We start from the raw sequence: 20328 nt of genomic DNA, 5'->3' as shown, positions 1-20328 counted from the left end.
ATCATGAGTCAAAGCAAACTGTATCCGGTCGTGATGGCTGGAGGCTCTGGTAGCCGGTTGTGGCCGCTGTCCCGCGTGCTCTATCCAAAACAGTTCCTCTGCCTGAAAGGGGAGCTCACCATGCTGCAGACGACGGTGAACCGTCTGAACGGCGTGGAGTGTGAAAGCCCGGTGGTGATCTGTAACGAACAGCATCGCTTTATTGTTGCCGAGCAGTTGCGCCAGCTGAACAAACTGACAGAAAACATCATTCTGGAGCCTGCCGGACGTAACACCGCGCCGGCCATTGCCCTGGCGGCACTGGCAGCAAAACGCAGCAGCCCGGAGTGTGACCCGCTAATGTTGGTGCTGGCGGCGGACCATGTCATCCAGCAGGAAGAGACCTTCCGCGATGCGGTTCGCGCCGCTATCCCCTATGCCGAAAACGGTAAGCTGGTGACATTTGGTATCGTGCCGGACATGCCGGAAACCGGCTATGGCTATATTCGTCGCGGTGATGTGACGCCAGGCGAAGGCGACAGCGTGGCATTTGATGTGGCGCAGTTTGTCGAAAAACCGAATCTGGATACCGCGCAGGCCTATGTGGCCAGCGGGGAGTATTACTGGAACAGCGGCATGTTCCTGTTCCGCGCGGGGCGTTACCTCGAAGAGCTGGAGAAATATCGCCCGGATATTTTGCGCGCCTGTGAAAAAGCGATGAACGTCACCGACCCGGATCTCGATTTTATTCGCGTCGACGAAGCGGCATTCCTGGCCTGCCCGGAAGAGTCCGTGGACTACGCGGTAATGGAACGTACCGCCGATGCGGTGGTCGTGCCGATGGACGCGGGCTGGAGCGATGTAGGTTCCTGGTCATCCCTGTGGGAGATCAGTGCGCATACCGCAGAGGGCAACGTCCATCATGGCGATGTCATTAGCCACAAAACCGAAAACAGCTACGTGTATGCCGAGTCCGGCCTGGTGACTACCGTGGGGGTCAAAGACCTGGTGGTTGTGCAGACCAAAGACGCCGTGCTGATTGCTGACCGCAACGCCGTTCAGGATGTCAAAAAAGTGGTTGAGCAGATCAAAGCCGATGGCCGCCACGAGCACCATATCCACCGCGAAGTGTACCGTCCGTGGGGGAAGTATGACTCCATTGATGCCGGTGACCGCTATCAGGTGAAACGCATCACCGTTAAGCCAGGCGAAGGGCTGTCGGTGCAGATGCACCACCATCGCGCGGAGCACTGGGTAGTGGTGGCGGGAACCGCCAAAGTGACCATCGACGGCGAAATCAAACTGCTGGGTGAAAACGAATCCATCTACATCCCGCTGGGTGCAACCCACTGCCTGGAAAACCCAGGGAAAATTCCTCTCGACTTAATTGAAGTGCGCTCAGGCTCCTATCTTGAAGAGGATGACATCGTCCGCTTCCAGGATCGCTACGGGCGGGTGTAACCGCGCACTTGTTTGCCAGATAGCGCGTCGCTTACCTGGCCTGTGAATAAATAAGAATGAAATTGGCCCGGGTATGGGTCGGGCCAACTGTTGCCTGAATAAGGGGTAATCATGGAAAAGTTAACCTGTTTTAAAGCCTATGATATTCGCGGCAAGCTGGGCGAAGAGCTGAACGAAGACATTGCCTGGCGTATTGGCCGCGCCTACGGCGAATATTTAAAACCGCAAACTATCGTGCTGGGCGGCGACGTGCGCCTCACCAGCGAGACCCTGAAGCTGGCACTGGCAAAAGGGCTGCAGGACGCGGGCGTGGACGTACTGGATATCGGCCTGTCCGGTACCGAAGAGATCTATTTTGCGACGTTCCACCTGGGGGTGGATGGCGGTATCGAAGTGACCGCCAGCCATAACCCGATGGACTACAACGGCATGAAGCTGGTGCGCAAGGGCGCCCGTCCTATCAGCGGTGATACCGGCCTGCGTGATGTGCAGCGCCTGGCGGAAGCCAACGATTTCCCGCCGGTCGATGAAGCCCGGCGCGGCAGCTACAGACAAATTAATCTGCAAAACGAGTATATCGACCACCTGCTGGGCTACATCAACGTGGCGAACCTGAAGCCGCTGAAGCTGGTGATCAACTCCGGCAACGGCGCGGCCGGCCCGGTGGTGGATGCGCTGGAGGCCCGCTTTAAGGCGCTGAACGTGCCGGTGACCTTTATCAAGGTTCACAACACCCCGGATGGCAACTTCCCGAACGGGATTCCCAACCCGCTGCTGCCTGAATGCCGCGACGACACCCGCAACGCGGTGATCGAGCACGGCGCGGATATGGGTATCGCCTTTGACGGCGACTTTGACCGCTGCTTCCTGTTTGACGAGAAAGGGCAGTTTATCGAGGGGTATTACATCGTCGGTCTGCTGGCGGAAGCCTTCCTCGAGAAAAACCCGGGGGCAAAAATCATTCACGATCCGCGTCTCTCCTGGAACACGGTGGACGTGGTGAAGGCAGCAGGCGGCACGCCGGTGATGTCGAAAACCGGCCACGCCTTTATTAAAGAGCGTATGCGTGAAGAAGACGCCATTTATGGCGGCGAGATGAGTGCGCACCACTACTTCCGCGATTTTGCTTACTGCGACAGCGGGATGATCCCGTGGCTGCTGGTCACAGAGCTGCTGTGCCTGAAAGGGCAGACTCTGGGTGAGCTGGTGCGCGACCGCATGGCCGCCTTCCCGGCGAGCGGTGAGATTAACAGCAAGCTGGCACAGCCGGCCGAGGCGATTGCCCGCGTGGAGCATCATTTTGCCCTCCACGCGCTGGAGATTGACCGCACCGACGGGATCAGCATGGCCTTCCCGCAGTGGCGCTTCAACCTGCGTTCATCGAATACCGAGCCGGTAGTGCGTCTGAACGTGGAGTCCCGCGCCGACACGGCGATGATGGAAGCACGAACAAAGGACATTCTGGCGCTGTTGAATCAGTAATACGAAAACCTCCCCCTTACCCCGCCTTCTCCCCTTTGGCGAGAGGGCGGTGCGAGGGGAAAGGTAACGAAAGGAACAACGATGACAAATCTAAAAAAGCGCGAGCGAGCCAGAACGAATGCATCGTTAATCTCAATGGTGCAGCGTTTTTCGGATATCACCATCATGTTCGGTGGGCTGTGGGTGGTGTGTAAGCTCAGTGGGCTCTCGTTTTTATACATGCACCTGCTGATGGCGCTGATTGCGCTGGTGGTTTTCCAGATGATTGGCGGTATGACCGATTTTTATCGCTCATACCGTGGCGTAAAAATGACCACGGAGCTGATGTTATTACTGCAAAACTGGACGCTGAGCCTCATCTTCAGCGCAGGCCTGGTGGCCTTTAGCAGCGCTTTCGACAACAGTTTCAGTACTTATTTTTACTGGTATCTGCTGACCAGCGTCGGCATGGTCACCTGCCGCTCGTTGATTCGCTTCGGGGCGGGCTGGTTGCGCAACCGGGGATATAACAAGCGCTATGTGGCGGTAGCAGGGGATCTCCCGGTGGGGCTGGCCCTGATGGAGAGCTTTCGCAATGAACCGTGGCTGGGTTTCGACGTAGTAGGGGTGTATCACGACGCTAAACCTGGCGGGGTGACCGCTGACTGGGCAGGCAACTACGAGCAGCTGATTGAGGATGCCAAAGCCGGCAAAATCCACAATGTTTATCTCGCCATCCCGATGAGCGAAGAGTCCTGCATTAAAAGGTTGATGCGAGAGCTGGCCGACACCACCTGTTCGGTGATCCTGATCCCGGACGTCTTTACCTTCAACATCCTCCATTCACGCATTGAAGAGGTTAACGGCGTGCCGGTCGTGCCTCTGTACGACACGCCGCTCTCGGGTATCAACCGGGTACTGAAGCGCGTAGAGGACATCATCCTCTCCTCCCTGATTCTGTTACTGATCTCTCCGGTGCTGTGCGCCATTGCGCTGGCGGTGAAGTTCAGTTCGCCTGGACCAATCATCTTCCGACAGACCCGCTACGGTATGGACGGTAAGCCTATCAAGGTCTGGAAATTCCGCTCAATGAAGGTGATGGAGAATGACACGGTGGTGACGCAGGCGACGCAGAACGATCCGCGCGTAACCCGCGTGGGTAATTTCCTGCGCCGTACCTCTCTTGATGAGTTGCCACAGTTCATCAATGTGCTGACCGGCGGTATGTCCATCGTGGGCCCGCGACCGCATGCGGTTGCGCACAATGAGCAGTATCGTGCGCTGATTGAAGGCTACATGCTGCGCCATAAAGTGAAACCAGGCATTACCGGCTGGGCGCAGATTAACGGCTGGCGCGGTGAGACCGACACGCTTGAGAAGATGGAAAAACGAATTGAATTTGACCTGGAATACATCCGCGAATGGAGCGTCTGGTTCGATATCAAAATCGTTTTCCTGACGATCTTCAAAGGTTTTGTGAACAAAGCGGCGTACTAAGATGAGCTTACGAGAAAAAACCATCAGCGGCGCCAAATGGTCAGCCATGGCCACCATCATCATCATCGGCCTTGGGCTGGTACAGATGACGGTGCTGGCGCGCATCATCGACAATCATCAGTTCGGTCTGCTGACCGTATCGCTGGTGATTATCGCCCTCGCCGATACTCTCTCGGATTTCGGTATCGCCAACTCCATTATCCAGCGCAAAGAGATTAGCTACCTGGAATTGACCACCCTTTACTGGCTGAACGTCGGGCTGGGACTGTCAGTCTTCGTGATGGTGTTTCTGCTGAGCGATGTGATTGGTCATGTACTGAACAACCCGGATTTGGACCCGCTGATTCGCACGCTGTCATTTGCCTTCGTATTGATCCCGCACGGGCAGCAGTTCCGCGCGCTGATGCAGAAGGAGCTGGAGTTCAACAAAATTGGCATGATTGAGACCAGTTCGGTACTGGCGGGCTTTACCTTTACCGTGATTAGCGCTCATTTCTGGCCGCTGGCGATGACCGCGATCCTGGGTTATCTGGTCAATACGGCGGTGCGTACCCTGCTGTTTGGCTATTTTGGCCGCAAGATTTACCGCCCCGGTTTGCACTTCTCCCTCAAGTCGGTCTCCTCCAACCTGCGCTTTGGCGCCTGGCTGACGGCCGACAGCATTATCAACTATGTGAATACCAACCTCTCAACCCTGGTGCTGGCGCGTATTCTCGGTGCCAGCGTCGCCGGGGGCTACAACCTGGCTTATAACGTGGCGGTGGTCCCGCCGATGAAGCTCAACCCGATCATCACCCGCGTACTCTTCCCGGCCTTTGCCAAAATTCAGGATGATACCGAGAAGCTGCGGGTGAATTTCTACAAGCTGCTTTCGGTGGTGGGGATTATCAACTTTCCGGCGCTGCTGGGGCTGATGGTGGTTTCCAACAACTTTGTTCCGCTGGTCTTTGGTGAGAAATGGGTCTCGATCGTTCCCATTCTGCAGCTGCTGTGCGTGGTGGGCCTGCTGCGTTCGGTAGGTAATCCGATTGGTTCACTGCTGATGGCGAAAGCGCGCGTGGACATTAGCTTTAAATTCAATGTGTTTAAAACGTTCCTGTTTATCCCCGCCATTATCGTGGGTGGACACATGGCCGGTGCAATCGGCGTGACGCTGGGCTTCTTGCTGGTACAGATAATCAATACCGTTCTGAGCTATTTCGTGATGATCAAACCGGTGCTGGGTTCCAGCTACCGTCAATACATCCTGAGCCTGTGGCTGCCGTTCTACCTTTCGTTACCGACGCTTGCGGTGAGTTACGGCTTAGGGGTTGCCCTTGGCGGTCACCTGGCGCTGGGGGCCTTGCTGGCGGCGCAGATTGCCGCAGGGGCGCTGGCGTTCGTGGTCATGATTGTGCTGTCGCGTAATGCGCTGGTGGTGGAGTTGAAACGCCAGTTTTGCCGCAGCGAAAAGATGAAAACCTTATTGCGTGCAGGATGAGGGCCAAAGGCCGCATCCGCTGAATGAAGAACCCCTTTTAGAGGTCATTATGAAATTATTAATTCTTGGCAACCACACCTGCGGTAACCGCGGCGACAGCGCCATTCTGCGCGGTCTTCTGGATGCTATTAACACGCTTGCGCCTGAGACAGAAGTGGATGTAATGAGCCGCTATCCGGTGAGCTCCTCCTGGTTACTGAATCGCCCGGTGATGGGCGATCCGCTCTTTTCACAGATGAAGCAACATAACAGTGCGGCGGGCGTGGTGGGACGCGTCAAAAAAGTGCTGCGCCGTCGCTATCAACATCAGGTGCTCTTATCCCGTGTGACCGACACCGGCAAGCTGCGCAATATTGCGATTGCCCAGGGGTTTACTGATTTTGTGCGCCTGCTGTCGGGCTATGATGCGATTATTCAGGTGGGCGGCTCCTTCTTTGTCGACCTCTATGGCGTGCCGCAGTTCGAACATGCGCTCTGTACGTTTATGGCGAAAAAACCGCTGTTTATGATTGGTCACAGCGTAGGGCCATTCCAGGATCCGCAGTTTAATCAGCTGGCCAACTACGTGTTTGGCCATTGTGACGCGCTGATTCTGCGCGAATCCGTGAGCCTGGATTTGATGAAGCGTAGCGATATCGACACCAGCAAAGTCGAGCATGGCGTGGATACGGCCTGGCTGGTGGATCATCAGACGGAAAACTTCCAGCCGAGCTACGCGGTGCAGCACTGGCTTGACGTAGCGGCGAAGCAGAAAACCGTTGCCATTACCCTGCGCGAACTGGCGCCTTTCGACAAACGTCTGGGCACAACGCAGGCTGCTTATGAGAAAGCTTTTGCCGGCGTGGTAAATCGTATCCTGGAGAGTGGCTACCAGGTGCTGGCGCTCTCTACCTGTACCGGGATCGATAGCTATAACAAAGACGATCGCATGGTGGCATTGAACCTGCGCGAGCATGTCAGCGATCCATCCCGTTATCATGTGGTGATGGATGAACTGAATGACCTTGAGATGGGCAAACTGCTGGGTGCCTGCGACCTGACGGTGGGAACCCGCCTGCACTCGGCGATCATCTCCATGAACTTTGCCACCCCGGCCATTGCCATCAACTATGAACACAAGTCGGCGGGCATTATGCAGCAGTTGGGGATGCCGGAGATGGCTATCGATATCCGTCACCTGCTGGATGGCTCGCTGGAGGCGATGGTCGCCGATACGCTGGGCTCGCTGCTGGCGGTTAATGAACGTCTGGCGGTTGCCGTGAAGGCCGAGCGCGAAAATGGCCTTAGCATGGTGAAATCGGTTCTCGATCGCATCGGGGAGGGGAAATGAAGGTTGGTTTCTTCTTGCTGAAATTCCCGCTGTCGTCAGAAACCTTTGTCTTAAATCAGATCACCGCGTTTATTGATATGGGATATGACGTGGAGATTGTCGCCCTGCAAAAGGGCGATACGCAGAACACCCATGCGGCCTGGACTGATTATAATCTTGCGGCAAAAACGCGCTGGCTGCAGGTAGAGCCGCAGGGACGACTGGCAAAATTGCAATACCGTGCGCTGCGTACCCTGAGTGGTATGCATCGCCCCGCCACCTGGAAGGCGCTGAATGTCTCCCGCTATGGCGCGGAATCGCGCAATCTTATCCTCTCTTCTATTTGCGGCCAGACACCGCAACCGCATCGGGCAGATGTTTTCATCGCCCACTTTGGTCCGGCGGGCGTTACGGCCGCCAAGCTGCGTGAACTGGGCGTGATCGAAGGCAAAATCGCTACCGTGTTTCACGGGATTGATATCTCCAGCCGCGATGTGCTCAGCCACTACACGCCCGAATACCAGCAGCTGTTTAAGCGCGGCGATATGATGCTGCCCATCAGCGACTTGTGGGCTGGGCGCCTGAAAACGATGGGATGCCCGACAGAGAAAATTACCGTCTCCCGCATGGGCGTGGACATGGATCGCTTTACCCAGCGTCCGGTCAAAGTGCCGGGTAAACCGTTGCAGATAATTTCCGTGGCGCGCCTGACCGAGAAGAAGGGGCTGCACGTGGCCATCGAGGCCTGCCGCCAACTGAAAGCGCGCGGTGTCGATTTCCATTATCGCATTTTGGGTATCGGTCCCTGGGAGCGCCGTCTGCGCACGCTTATTGAGCAGTATCAACTGGACTCTCATGTTGAGATGCCAGGTTTCAAGCCCAGCCACGAAGTGAAAGCGATGCTCGACGAAGCCGATCTCTTTCTGCTGCCCTCCATTACCGGTACCGACGGGGATATGGAAGGCATTCCGGTGGCCTTAATGGAGGCGATGGCCGTGGGGATCCCGGTGGTCTCCACCGTGCATAGCGGGATCCCGGAGCTGATTGAACCCGGCCATTCCGGGTGGCTGGTGGCGGAAAATGATGCGCAGGCGCTGGCCGATCAGCTTGCCGCCTTTGGCGATATCGATAACGACACGCTGACGCCGGTTGTGCATAACGCTCGCCGTAAGGTGGAGACCGATTTTAACCAGCAGCGCATTAATCATCAGCTGGCCAGTCTGTTACAAACGCTTTAAAACGGAGGCTCTATGCCGAAATCCATGACGCGACGCACGTTCGTCACTACCTGTTCATTGCTGGCGGTAACGCCTCTGGTAGGTGTGCGCGCCGCGACAAAGAGCGGCACGGTGAATATCCGCGATTATAACAACCGCGACTGGATCGCCGCCTTTAAGCAGGCCTTTGCCGAAAGCGATACGGTGGAAGTTCCGGCAGGATTGACCTGCGAGAATATCAACACCGGGATTTTCATTCCCCAGGGTAAAACCTTGCTGATACGCGGCGCGCTAACCGGCAATGGTCGCGGTCGCTTCGTTCTGCAGGATGGCTGTAAAGTTATAGGGGAAGGGGAGGGGAGAACCGAAAACATCACTCTCGATGTACGCGGTTCGAACTGCGAGATCAAAGGGCTGACCATGAGTGGATATGGGCCCGTTACGCAGATCTATATCGGCGGTAAAAAACCGAAGGTGATGCGCAATCTGCTGATCGATAACCTGACGGTAACCAAAGCGAACTACGCCATCCTGCGGCAGGGATTCCACAATCAGGTTGATGGCGCGAAAATCACCAACTGTCGCTTCAGTTACCTGCAGGGGGATGCCATCGAGTGGAACGTGGCGATCAATGACCAGAACATCCTGATTTCTGACCACGTTATCGACCATATTGACTGCACCAACGGTAAGATCAACTGGGGGATAGGTATCGGTCTGGCGGGTAGCACTTACGACAATGAGTACCCTGAAGATCAGTCGGTAAAAAACTTTGTCGTGGCCAACATCACTGGCAGCAACTGCCGCCAGCTCGTGCATGTCGAGAACGGTAAACATTTTATCATTCGCAACGTCACGGCCCGTAATATCACGCCGGACTTCAGCAAAAAAGCGGGTATTGATAACGCAACGGTGGCGATCTATGGCTGCGATAACTTTGTCATTGATAACGTTGAAATGGTCGACAGCGCAGGCTTTCTCATTGGCTATGGCGTGATCAAAGGAAATTATCTCTCCATTCCGCAAAACTTTAAGCTGAACGATATCCGGCTGGATAATCGTCATGCGGATAAAAAATTGCGCGGGATCCAAATCTCTTCAGGCAACGCGACGTCGTTTGTCGCTATCACCAACGTCAACATCCAGCGCGCCTCTCTAACCCTGCACAACAAACCGCAACACCTCTTTATGCGCAATATTCACGTTATGCAGGAGGCGACGACAGGCCCGGCCTTGAAACTTAACTTCGACCTGCGCAAAGACGTTAGGGGCAAGTTTATGGCTAAGGAGGAAACGCTTCTGTCACTGGCGAACGTGAAGGCGGTGAATGAGAAGGGGCAGAGCTCGGTGGATATCGACCGGGTGGATCAACATGTGGTGAATGTGGATAGGTTGAATTTTGCGCTGCCCGGTAAAAGATAAAGCGTGCTAAGTGACCAATTATTAGGATTTATGCCCTGTAACCTCTTAAAGTTTGTTACTGAACTCCCTGAATTTAAGGTCTATAATCCGTGCCATTAAATTTTTATGTTCATCCCGTCTAAAGCGTGAACCTCATGGAAGATACAACGATAGACCAGAGGGTGCTTTACACATTACAGAATGAGTGGTTTATGAACGATAAAGTATTATTTATTGGTGCGTCAGGTTTTGTGGGTACCCGTTTGATTGAGATTACCCAGGCGGATTTTAACGTGACCAACCTGGATAAACAGCAAAGCCATTTCTATCCCGAGATCACCGTATCGGGCGATGTACGTAATCAGGCGGAACTGGACAGCGCTATGGCGGGTTTTGACACTGTAGTGTTGCTTGCTGCAGAGCACCGTGACGATGTCAGCCCTACCTCGCTGTACTACGATGTGAACGTACAGGGTACCCGCAACGTCCTTTCTGCAATGGAAAAAAATGATGTTAAAAACATCATTTTCACCAGTTCAGTTGCCGTTTATGGCCTTAATAAAGTCAATCCAAATGAATCCCATCCGCAGGATCCTTTCAACCATTATGGTAAAAGCAAATGGAAGGCTGAAGAGGTATTGCGTGAGTGGCATTCTAAAGCACCAGACCAGCGTTCTCTGACCATCATTCGCCCAACCGTTATCTTTGGCGAACGTAACCGCGGAAATGTCTATAACCTGCTTAAGCAAATAGCAGGGGGTAAATTTGCTATGGTAGGCGCTGGAACTAACTTTAAATCAATGGCCTACGTAGGAAATATCGTCGAGTTTATCAAATTCAAACTCCAGAATGTTCATCCCGGCTACGAGGTCTATAACTACGTAGACAAACCGGATTTGAACATGAACCAGCTCGTGTCCGAAGTAGAAAAAAGTCTCGACAAAAAAATCCCTTCTGTACACCTTCCTTACCCACTGGGTATGTTAGGTGGTTATTGCTTTGATGTGTTAAGCAAAGTCACCGGCAAAAAATATGCGATCAGCTCCGTCCGAGTGAAAAAGTTTTGTGCAACCACGCAGTTCGATGCGACTAAGGTGCATAGCTCCGGTTTCAAAGCGCCTTATACTCTTTCTCAGGGACTAGACCGTACGCTGAAGTATGAGTTTGTACATGAGAAGAAAGACGACATCACGTTTGTATCAGAGTAAGCGTCAGGCTGCGATTAGTCGGAAAAAAGTTAGGGCGCACGGAAAATACGATTGATTCCGATTATTCTTGCTCCCTTTAACGTACGATCAGGTTATGTATAACTGCGATTTACACAAAAACGTGATTTGCGTGTGACGAGAATAAGACTTCGTCGTCTGGGCTGTGACCCGCGAAACGTCTATACTTCGTCATCCATACTAAGGTGGAAGAGATAATGATTAATTTGAAAGCAGTCATTCCGGTAGCGGGTCTGGGTATGCATATGCTGCCAGCCACGAAGGCAATTCCTAAAGAGATGCTGCCGATCGTTGACAAGCCGATGATTCAGTACATCGTCGACGAGATTGTTGCTGCAGGGATCAAAGAAATCGTTCTGGTTACGCACTCGTCCAAGAATGCGGTTGAAAACCACTTCGACACCTCTTACGAACTCGAAGCGCTGCTTGAGCAGCGTGTTAAGCGTCAACTTCTTGCCGAAGTTCAATCCATCTGTCCGCCTGGCGTGACCATCATGAACGTGCGTCAGGCTCAGCCGCTGGGCCTGGGTCACTCTATCCTTTGCGCGCGTCCTGTTGTTGGTGATAACCCGTTTGTGGTTGTGCTGCCAGATATCATTCTTGATAACGCCACGGCTGACCCGTTACGCTACAATCTGGCTGCTATGGTGGCTCGCTTCAACGAAACTGGTCGTAGTCAGGTTCTTGCTAAGCGCATGAAGGGCGATCTGTCTGAGTATTCCGTTATTCAGACCAAGGAGCCTCTGGATTCTGAAGGTAAGGTTAGCCGCATCGTTAACTTTATTGAAAAACCTGATCAACCGCAGACCCTGGATTCTGACCTGATGGCAGTTGGTCGCTATGTGCTGAACGCTGAGATCTGGGCTGAGCTTGAGAAGACCGAACCAGGCGCCTGGGAGCGTATCCAGTTGACCGATGCTATTGCTGAACTTGCTAAGAAGCAGTCTGTCGATGCGATGCTGATGACGGGCGAAAGCTATGACTGCGGGAAGAAGATGGGGTATATGCAGGCGTTTGTTCAGTATGGTCTGCGTAACCTCAAGGAAGGTCAGAAGTTCAGGGACAGCATTAAGAAATTATTGGTCAGCGAATAATAACCTAGCCACTTATAACGGCGTTACCAATCTTTCAACGGCAGTGAAGCATAATGGGTGATTCTTGCACGCATGTATGCTCACTGCCGTTTTCTTTTTAATTATTTATATTCAAGTAGTTATGCTGCGGACAAACATTCAATGTTTAATTATTTTTCCTTGTTTCTGACAGCATTTAAGAAGACAATTATCGCCTTAATTATTGTCCATATGGCACGATTACTTTAAGGATCCTGCCGGTAGTCTTACATTCAAATACGCTTAGTGAACTGGTAGCTGTTAAGCCAGGGGCGGTAGCGTGCATATTTTCTGGTACAGCGGACTGTTCCCTCTGTATCCAGTTGATCAATATCACTGTTTTAATCATTAACGGAAAATAACGCGTGAAAATTCTTGTTACGGGTGGCGCCGGATTTATCGGTTCCGCTGTAGTACGGCATATCATTAAAAACACTCAGGACCATGTGGTCAATGTCGATAAATTGACCTATGCCGGTAATCTTGAATCATTATCGGAAGTAAACGGAAGTGAGCGTTATGCTTTTGAGCATGCTGATATTTGCGATAAAAAGGCGATGGAACGAATTTTTGCTGAGCACAAGCCTGATGCTGTAATGCACCTGGCGGCAGAGAGTCACGTTGACCGGTCTATTACCGGCCCGGCGGCATTTGTTGAGACAAATATTGTAGGGACATATGTGCTGCTTGAAGCCGCACGTGGGTATTGGTTAACATTAAAAGATATTCAAAAATCAGCGTTTCGTTTTCACCATATTTCTACCGATGAAGTTTATGGCGATCTTCCACATCCGGATGAACATCTTGAAGGTGAGGACTTAGCGCTGTTTACGGAAACCACCGCATACGCGCCAAGCAGTCCTTACTCGGCTTCTAAAGCCTCGAGCGATCATCTGGTTCGTGCATGGCTGCGTACTTATGGCTTCCCGACAATAGTGACGAACTGTTCTAACAACTATGGTCCTTATCACTTTCCTGAAAAACTGATCCCGCTAGTAATTCTGAATGCCCTGGATGGTAAAGCGCTGCCGATTTATGGAAAAGGGGATCAGATCCGCGACTGGCTGTACGTCGAAGATCATGCGCGCGCGCTTTATATCGTTGCCACTCGGGGTATGCCTGGTGAAACTTATAATATTGGCGGACATAATGAGAAGCAGAACTTAGATGTGGTGCATACTATTTGCGACCTTCTTGATGAAATTGTGCCCAAAAAAGGCTCATATCGCGATCAAATCACTTATGTAACTGATCGACCGGGCCATGATCGCCGTTATGCGATTGATGCAGCCAAAATTAGTGCTGAACTGGGCTGGAAACCCCAAGAAACTTTCGAGAGTGGAATTCGTAAAACCGTTGAGTGGTATCTAAGCAATCAGGAGTGGGTCAATAATGTTAAGAGCGGCGCCTATAAAAGCTGGATAGTGCAGAATTATGGAGATCGAAAATAATGAACATTTTGCTATTCGGTAAAACGGGGCAGGTTGGCTGGGAGCTTCAGCGCGCACTTGCCCCGCTTGGCAATCTAATCGCATTAGATGTGTACTCCCAAGAATATTGTGGGAACTTTAGTAATCCTGAAGGCATTGCGGCTACCGTTCGCGCCATCAAGCCCGACGTCATTGTCAATGCCGCGGCGCATACCGCGGTTGATAAAGCAGAATCTGAACAAGAATTTGCGCAGCTGTTAAATGCTTCGAGCGTTGAAGCCATTGCTATAGAGGCGGCTAAGATTGGCGCCTGGGTTGTGCATTATTCTACGGATTATGTTTTTCCTGGCGATGGTGAAACGCCCTGGAAAGAGACGGATGCCACAGCGCCTTTAAATATTTACGGGCAAACCAAACTCGACGGAGAGAAAGCGCTACAAGCTAATTGTCCTAAGCATCTTATCTTCCGCACAAGCTGGGTGTATGCCGGTAAGGGTAATAATTTTGCAAAAACCATGCTGCGTCTTGCTAAGGAGCGTAGCGAACTTTCCGTTATTAATGACCAGGTCGGTGCGCCGACAGGTGCAGAGTTGTTGGCGGATTGTACTGCTCACGCCATCCGCGCAGCATTGATAAGGCCCGAACTTGCAGGCTTGTATCACTTGGTTGCGTCTAATACTACAACCTGGTATGACTATGCTGCACTGGTGTTTGATGAAGCTAGAAAAGCGGGTATTGAGCTGGCGATTGAAAAATTGAATGCTGTGCCTACTTCGGCTTACCCGACCCCGGCGCTTCGGCCGCACAACTCCCGTTTAAACACCGAAAAGTTCCAGCGTAATTTTGGCTTGATGCTTCCATCGTGGGATGTGGGAGTAAAACGGATGCTTGCCGAGCTTTTCACGGAGCAGGCTATTTAATCAATTTGTAATGCCTGGCGACGGGCATTTTTCACTTAAAGGGAAATTTAGATGACTACTCGTAAAGGTATTATTCTTGCTGGTGGCTCAGGTACTCGTCTTTATCCGGTAACGATGGCAGTAAGCAAGCAATTGCTGCCTATCTACGACAAGCCAATGATTTACTACCCATTGACCACGTTAATGTTGGCTGGCATCAAAGATATTCTTATTATCAGCACCCCGCAGGACACGCCGCGTTTTGAACAGCTGTTAGGCGATGGTAGCCAGTGGGGTCTAAACCTCCAATACAAAGTGCAGCCAAGCCCGGACGGACTGGCTCAGGCATTTATAATTGGTGAAGAGTTTATTGGTGAGGATAGCTGTGCGCTGGTTCTTGGGGACAACATCTTTTACGGCCACGATCTTCCGAAGCAACTTGAAATGGCTAAAGCTAAAGATAATGGCGCAACCGTATTTGCCTATCACGTGAACGACCCCGAGCGTTATGGCGTAGTTGAATTTGATAAAGATGGCACGGCTATTAGCCTGGAAGAAAAACCGCTGGAGCCTAAAAGCAACTATGCTGTGACCGGACTCTACTTTTACGATAATGATGTTGTAGAGATGGCCAAAAATCTGAAACCGTCTGCGCGCGGCGAACTGGAAATCACAGATATTAACCGTATATATCTTGAGCAAGGGCGTTTGTCAGTAGCTATGATGGGGCGCGGCTATGCCTGGCTGGATACAGGTACGCACCAGAGCCTAATTGAGGCAAGCAACTTCATTGCGACGATTGAAGAGCGTCAGGGGCTGAAAGTGTCATGTCCCGAAGAAATTGCTTATCGGAAAGGATTTATTGATGCTGAGCAGGTTAGAAAACTGGCTGAGCCGCTGAAAAAAAATGCTTACGGTCAATATCTGTTGAAGATGGTTAAAGGTTACTAAGTAATGAATGTTATTAAAACTGAGATTCCAGATGTACTTATTTTTGAGCCTAGGGTCTTTGGTGATGACCGTGGTTTTTTCTTTGAAAGCTTCAGTCAAAAGATCTTCGAAGATGTGGTAGGACATAAAGTTGAATTTGTGCAGGATAACCACTCTAAATCTTGTAAGGGCGTGCTTAGAGGTCTCCATTACCAGCTGGAACCGCATGCCCAAGGTAAACTGGTGCGCTGTGTGGTGGGCGAGGTATTCGATGTTGCAGTTGATATTCGTCAATCATCACCTTCTTTTGGTAAATGGGTGGGAGTAAATCTTTCTGCTGAGAACAAACGCCAGTTATGGATCCCCGAAGGATTTGCGCATGGTTTTTTAGTGCTCAGTGATAGTGCAGAGTTTGTTTATAAAACTACAAATTATTACCATCCAGAATCGGATAGAGGTATTAGATGGGATGATCCATCTTTAAATATAGCATGGCCTATAAATGGTGAAGTATTACTTTCTGAAAAAGATAAACGTCAAGCTTATCTTTCAAAAAAATAAAAATTTTAAATCTGAGTTTAAGAATATCTAAATGACGCTTTTCTCGAATGCAAAATGGGTCAGTATATCTCAATTTGGTAAAATATTGATTCAGCTATTAAGCTTAACGATCCTAACTCGTTTTATCCCTCCTGAGGATTATGGCTTAATGGCTTTAGCGACTGTAGTACTAAACTTCGTTCTAATAATTAGGGATCTTGGTACAGCATCAGCAATAATTCAGAGAAAAGAAATAGATAATGATATATTAAATTCAGTTTTTTGGCTCAATATATTAATGGGCGTGGTGTTATTCATTGTTGTGAATGCACTTACCCCGTTAATAGAATCATTTTTGGCCAACCCTAAGTTAGGCAATATTCTTTTCCTTTTATGCTTTTGTTTTCCAATTGCTAGTGCAGGTTCTGCACCACAAGCGTTAATGGAAAGAAATTCAAAATTTAAAGAAGTAGCGATAATTGAGTTAGTGTCTGCTTCTGCAGGGTTCTTCGTTGCTTTATTATTTGCTATGAATAATGGTGGAGTATATGCTTTAGTTTCCCAAATAATAACTAATTCGTTGTTATCTTCATTTTTACTTATTGCATTATCTAGCTGGCGGCCATCTCTTTATTTCGATTTCAAAAGCGCAAATAAGATATTAGGATTTAGTGGGCGATTAACCGTTTTCAATCTAGTAAACTATCTATCTAGAAATGCTGACAGCATGATTATTAGCCGACAATATAATGCTACTATATTAGGCTCGTATTCCCTTGCATACAGAATTATGTTGTTTCCATTACAAAGTTTAACCTTCATTGCCTCGAGATCTTTGTATCCGGTTTTGAGTAGAAATCAAGATGACTTGGTTACAATAAGAAATATTTACCTCAAAACTATTTTTATTATATCTAGTTTAACAATCCCCATGATGTTAGGACTTGCAGTGTTACGTGAGCCGTTTGTAGGCTTTGCTCTTGGTGAAAATTGGACGATCACTGCTAGTTTGCTTCTATGGTTAGCTCCTACAGGAATCATTCAATCTATACTGAGTTGTTCGGGCAGTATCCTAATGTCCACTAATAATGCAAAAACTTTAATGTTTTTGGGTATATTTAGCGCTATTTTACAGATATCGTCATTTTTAATAGGCTCTTTATTCACTATAAAGATCTTTGCTTTTTCCTATTTTATAGCAAATATTATTAATGCGTTTGTTGTTATGTATTTTACGCTGGGGTGTATAAAACAAAGCACCCTTGGATTTTTAAAGGTATTGGCTGTTCCATCTTTATCTGGTGGGATAATGTTTGGTTGCATATATTATCTGTATTCCATTTGTTTGTCTGCAAGGTTTAATGATTTCAGTATTCTAACAATATTAACTATTGCAGGAGTCATTATTTATCTCATGGCTTTTGTTTGCTTTACTAAGGTTCTTGTCAATTTAAACGTTTTTGAAAGCGAAAATCTCCCGGCATTCGTTAAAAATATTTTAAAATTGAGGTAAACTGTGAAGGATAAGGTTTTCATTATTGTCTTATATAATAAAAAATGCTCCGAAAGTATAACATTAAAAAATCTAGTTATGTGCTCATTAAATGTAGACTCCATTTGTATTGTTTGGAATAATGGTCCACAGAGCATAAAAGTTGATGCTAAAGAATTTTTTTCAAAAACGAATGTAGATTATAATTTAATTGAAACCGTTGAGAATATTTCGCTTGCAAAAATTTATAATCGTGTGATGATACAATATGAAGCTAAGCGCTACATTATATTAGACGATGATTCGAAAATATCATCTCATTATTTTACTGCTCTAGACTCGATAGCAGTGAATGATGTAGGTATGCCAGTGATTTATTCTAATGGGGTTATCGTAAATCCCCGTATAAACAATATTGAATACAAACCAAATCAAAAAATTAAAGATGACGATGTTATAACAACCATTGGTAGCGGACTTGTCATTGGGGAAAATGTTGCTTTATCCTTACGTGAAAAGTTTTCAGATGTATTTGATGAAAGGTTTAATTTGTACGGCGTTGATACGTCCTTTTGTTATCGATTAAAGCATGTCTATAACGCTAATATCAAGATAATATCAGGGTTTGAACATAATCTTTCAAGGCTTAATAGCTGTTCTGATACTTTGAAAGTTTTCAGACGTGAAGAAAGAAGTAATGATGTGGCTCTCCAGATTAGATATTATCTTTCAAGAAAGAAATGGATTCCAATGCTAACTATGATTATGTTAAGTTCATTGAAAAAAGCCATAACGAATAAACCACAACAATATAATCTTATAACAGTATTGAAAGTATTTATTAAGGGTAAACATGAACGTCTATAAGAATAGCTTTGCTATATCAGGATTAGGCATTTTTTTTATTTTTTCTATTTTATTTTCATTAACGGCTTTTTCTCCTACTTTATCTGTCTATTTCTTAATATTATTTTTAGTTTTTTGTAATTTCCCTGAAAACAATAGCGCACATGGTCTGCTTGTGCTGTTAGTGTTTACATGGGTTATCTTTAACGCCCTCGATGTCGTTTCATTTGAAAACTTTATTTTAGCAAGTGATGATTTCTCCTCATATTATAATAATTATGTTAATTTTCAAATGAATGGTTTTTATAGTGAAGCTTTTTTTGAATTTGGATATGGAGAGATTGCGTTACCCCTGATAAATTATCTTTCAAGTCTAATTATCGACGGCTATGAACCATACAAACTTAAATTAATTTATTCTGTCCTTCAATCATTTGGTTTAATTGGCTGTTGTATAAGCATTGCAAAATATTATAACTTGAGCTTAAAACAAAGATATTTACTTATTGCAGTAGTAATTGCATTTTTTAAGCCCCTCGTCGGTATACAATTGTCTAGACAGTGTTTTAGCTCAATTTTTATTGTACTTTCAATATTTTCCTATAATCGTTCAAAAAAAATTAGCTTTTTCCTAATTTCCTTTTTATTTCACTCATCAGCAATAATATTATATCCACTAACCGTTTTTCTTTTCAAAAAAAGAACGAAAAGAGATTTTTTACTTACAGTCATCTCTGCACTTGGCTTATATCTATTCTTTACAATAGCATATTCAATTCTTCGTGATTCTATTATTAACATTCCAATTCTAAATAAATTAGATTATGCTCTAAGAATGATTTCAGAACCTGATAAATTAAGGCAATCCGTTATAACCTCACTATTGCTAATGATTTATCTCACGCCATTAATTCTTATATGTTTCTATTCTAAGAAGCAATCCTATTTTAAATTCAACATTTTAATTATATTCACTTTTTTGATCTTTTTTAGCACGTTCCCTGGTGTAAATAATAGAATATTCTTAACACAGCTATATTTGTTTTTGGGAGTCTACTATTACCTCATTATGTTCCATGGTTTTAATACTTACAATTTGTATCATCGCTTGTTCGTCGCTCTTTGTTTTACATTCTTATTTGTGCAGTCACATTATGGAAATGAAGGTAGGCGATTTAGCAATTTCGACATAAATCCATTCTTCTATATGCAGACATTAGATCACAAAGAGTTCGAAATAAATCGAGGAGCTTTAGAATAAAATGAATAGGATTGTAATCTATACGGCTGTAACTGGAGATTATGATGATCTTTCACCATTGATTGAAGAAGATGAAATTGATTATATCTGTTTTACAGATAATAACTTTACCGGCATTATACCTAAACCCTGGAAGCAGATTCGGCTTCCAGGGAGTAAATTTTCAAATAAAGATTTAGCTAGGTTCTGTAAAATAAATCCTCACCGCCTCTTACCACAATATGATAAATCTTTATGGATCGACGGTAATATTATAATTAAAGGCAATATAAAAAAATTTATCGTTGATACATTGAATTCCCATGACATAGCATCCTATGATCATTGGTGGCGTGATAAGACAGAACAAGAATTATTCGAATGCGCAAGAAGTGGGTTCGATCCTGCATGGAAATTGCGTAAGCAATTATCACGATATTCAATGGACGGCTATATTTCAAATAACTTTTATGAAAATAATGTATTATTTAGAAATCATATGAAGTCGGATGTTATTAATATGCATAATACATGGTGGGAAGAGTATATTAAGGGTGGGAAAAGAGATCAATATTCTTTTACATATTCCGCATATAAGAATGATGTTAATATATATTCACTAGGCGTTCATGATCCCAGAGTAAAAAAAAATATTTTTGATTATAAAGAGCATAAGCGAAAGAGGCCTTTCAAACAGTATGTTTTGATTATAATTAACAGAATTTATATTAAACTGTTTTCATGGAAAATAGCACCACCTATGCGTGAAAACATATTGTTAAAAAACAAAATTAAGGCCAAGAGATAA

Annotated in this window: 16 protein-coding genes; all 16 read left to right on the top strand. The window is 47.4% G+C overall.

Annotation, left to right across the window (positions count from 1 at the left end; genetic code table 11):
- The first annotated feature begins 3 nt into the window (after nt 1-3).
- The 16 genes from cpsB to B3B59_RS13910 all read left to right on the top strand — a co-directional run bounded on the left by cpsB (nt 4) and on the right by B3B59_RS13910 (nt 20328).
- A complete protein-coding gene (gene cpsB / locus B3B59_RS13985; RefSeq protein WP_040074898.1) occupies nt 4-1440 on the top strand; it encodes a mannose-1-phosphate guanyltransferase in 1437 nt (478 codons plus the stop codon).
- Between the two features lie 111 nt (nt 1441-1551).
- Nucleotides 1552-2922 carry a colanic acid biosynthesis phosphomannomutase CpsG gene (gene cpsG, locus B3B59_RS13980; protein WP_286809341.1) on the top strand — a complete coding sequence of 457 codons (1371 nt, stop codon included), beginning with the start codon at nt 1552-1554 and terminating at the stop codon, nt 2920-2922.
- 81 nt (nt 2923-3003) lie between these two features.
- Nucleotides 3004-4398, top strand: a complete 1395-nt coding sequence (wcaJ, locus tag B3B59_RS13975; RefSeq protein ID WP_040074900.1) for an undecaprenyl-phosphate glucose phosphotransferase — start codon at nt 3004-3006, stop codon at nt 4396-4398.
- Between the two features lies 1 nt (nt 4399).
- Nucleotides 4400-5878 (top strand): colanic acid undecaprenyl disphosphate flippase WzxC, encoded by a 1479-nt coding sequence (gene wzxC, locus B3B59_RS13970; protein WP_286809340.1) that lies wholly within the window; start codon nt 4400-4402, stop codon nt 5876-5878.
- Nucleotides 5879-5927: 49 nt separating this feature from the next.
- Nucleotides 5928-7208, top strand: coding sequence for a colanic acid biosynthesis pyruvyl transferase WcaK (gene wcaK, locus B3B59_RS13965; protein WP_286809339.1), 1281 nt, complete (start codon nt 5928-5930; stop codon nt 7206-7208).
- Entirely contained in the window at nt 7205-8425 is a 1221-nt protein-coding gene (gene wcaL / locus B3B59_RS13960; protein WP_046884806.1) for a colanic acid biosynthesis glycosyltransferase WcaL, read from the top strand. The genes wcaK and wcaL overlap by 4 nt, the downstream gene beginning before the upstream one ends.
- Before the next feature lie 12 nt (nt 8426-8437).
- Nucleotides 8438-9826, top strand: coding sequence for a colanic acid biosynthesis protein WcaM (gene wcaM / locus B3B59_RS13955; RefSeq protein WP_286809338.1), 1389 nt, complete (start codon nt 8438-8440; stop codon nt 9824-9826).
- A 191-nt stretch (nt 9827-10017) separates the two neighbouring features.
- On the top strand, nt 10018-11013 hold the full coding sequence (locus B3B59_RS13950) for an NAD-dependent epimerase/dehydratase family protein (RefSeq protein ID WP_286809336.1): 996 nt from the start codon (nt 10018-10020) through the stop codon (nt 11011-11013).
- Between the two features lie 215 nt (nt 11014-11228).
- Nucleotides 11229-12125, top strand: coding sequence for a GalU regulator GalF (gene galF / locus B3B59_RS13945; protein WP_286809334.1), 897 nt, complete (start codon nt 11229-11231; stop codon nt 12123-12125).
- Nucleotides 12126-12508: 383 nt separating this feature from the next.
- Nucleotides 12509-13594, top strand: coding sequence for a dTDP-glucose 4,6-dehydratase (rfbB, locus tag B3B59_RS13940; RefSeq protein ID WP_286809332.1), 1086 nt, complete (start codon nt 12509-12511; stop codon nt 13592-13594).
- Complete coding sequence (rfbD, locus tag B3B59_RS13935; protein WP_286809330.1) at nt 13594-14493, top strand: dTDP-4-dehydrorhamnose reductase; 900 nt, start codon at nt 13594-13596, stop codon at nt 14491-14493. Before rfbB ends, rfbD begins: the two co-directional genes overlap by 1 nt.
- A gap of 51 nt (nt 14494-14544) precedes the next feature.
- The gene (gene rfbA / locus B3B59_RS13930; protein ID WP_286809329.1) at nt 14545-15423 is read left to right on the top strand and encodes a glucose-1-phosphate thymidylyltransferase RfbA; all 879 of its coding nucleotides are present in this window, start codon (nt 14545-14547) and stop codon (nt 15421-15423) included.
- Nucleotides 15424-15426: 3 nt separating this feature from the next.
- The gene (gene rfbC, locus B3B59_RS13925) at nt 15427-15963 is read left to right on the top strand and encodes a dTDP-4-dehydrorhamnose 3,5-epimerase (protein WP_286809328.1); all 537 of its coding nucleotides are present in this window, start codon (nt 15427-15429) and stop codon (nt 15961-15963) included.
- A gap of 31 nt (nt 15964-15994) precedes the next feature.
- On the top strand, nt 15995-17455 hold the full coding sequence (locus tag B3B59_RS13920) for a lipopolysaccharide biosynthesis protein (protein ID WP_286809326.1): 1461 nt from the start codon (nt 15995-15997) through the stop codon (nt 17453-17455).
- A gap of 3 nt (nt 17456-17458) precedes the next feature.
- Complete coding sequence (locus B3B59_RS13915) at nt 17459-18301, top strand: hypothetical protein (protein WP_286809324.1); 843 nt, start codon at nt 17459-17461, stop codon at nt 18299-18301.
- A gap of 1241 nt (nt 18302-19542) precedes the next feature.
- Nucleotides 19543-20328, top strand: coding sequence for a glycosyltransferase domain-containing protein (locus tag B3B59_RS13910; RefSeq protein ID WP_286809322.1), 786 nt, complete (start codon nt 19543-19545; stop codon nt 20326-20328).

Origin of the sequence: Leclercia sp. UBA2479, from assembly GCF_002341985.1 — a bacterium.
Taxonomy (GTDB): domain Bacteria; phylum Pseudomonadota; class Gammaproteobacteria; order Enterobacterales; family Enterobacteriaceae; genus Enterobacter; species Enterobacter pneumoniae.
Note: the sequence above shows the minus strand (reverse complement) of the source record. Positions and strands in the feature narration are given on the sequence as shown.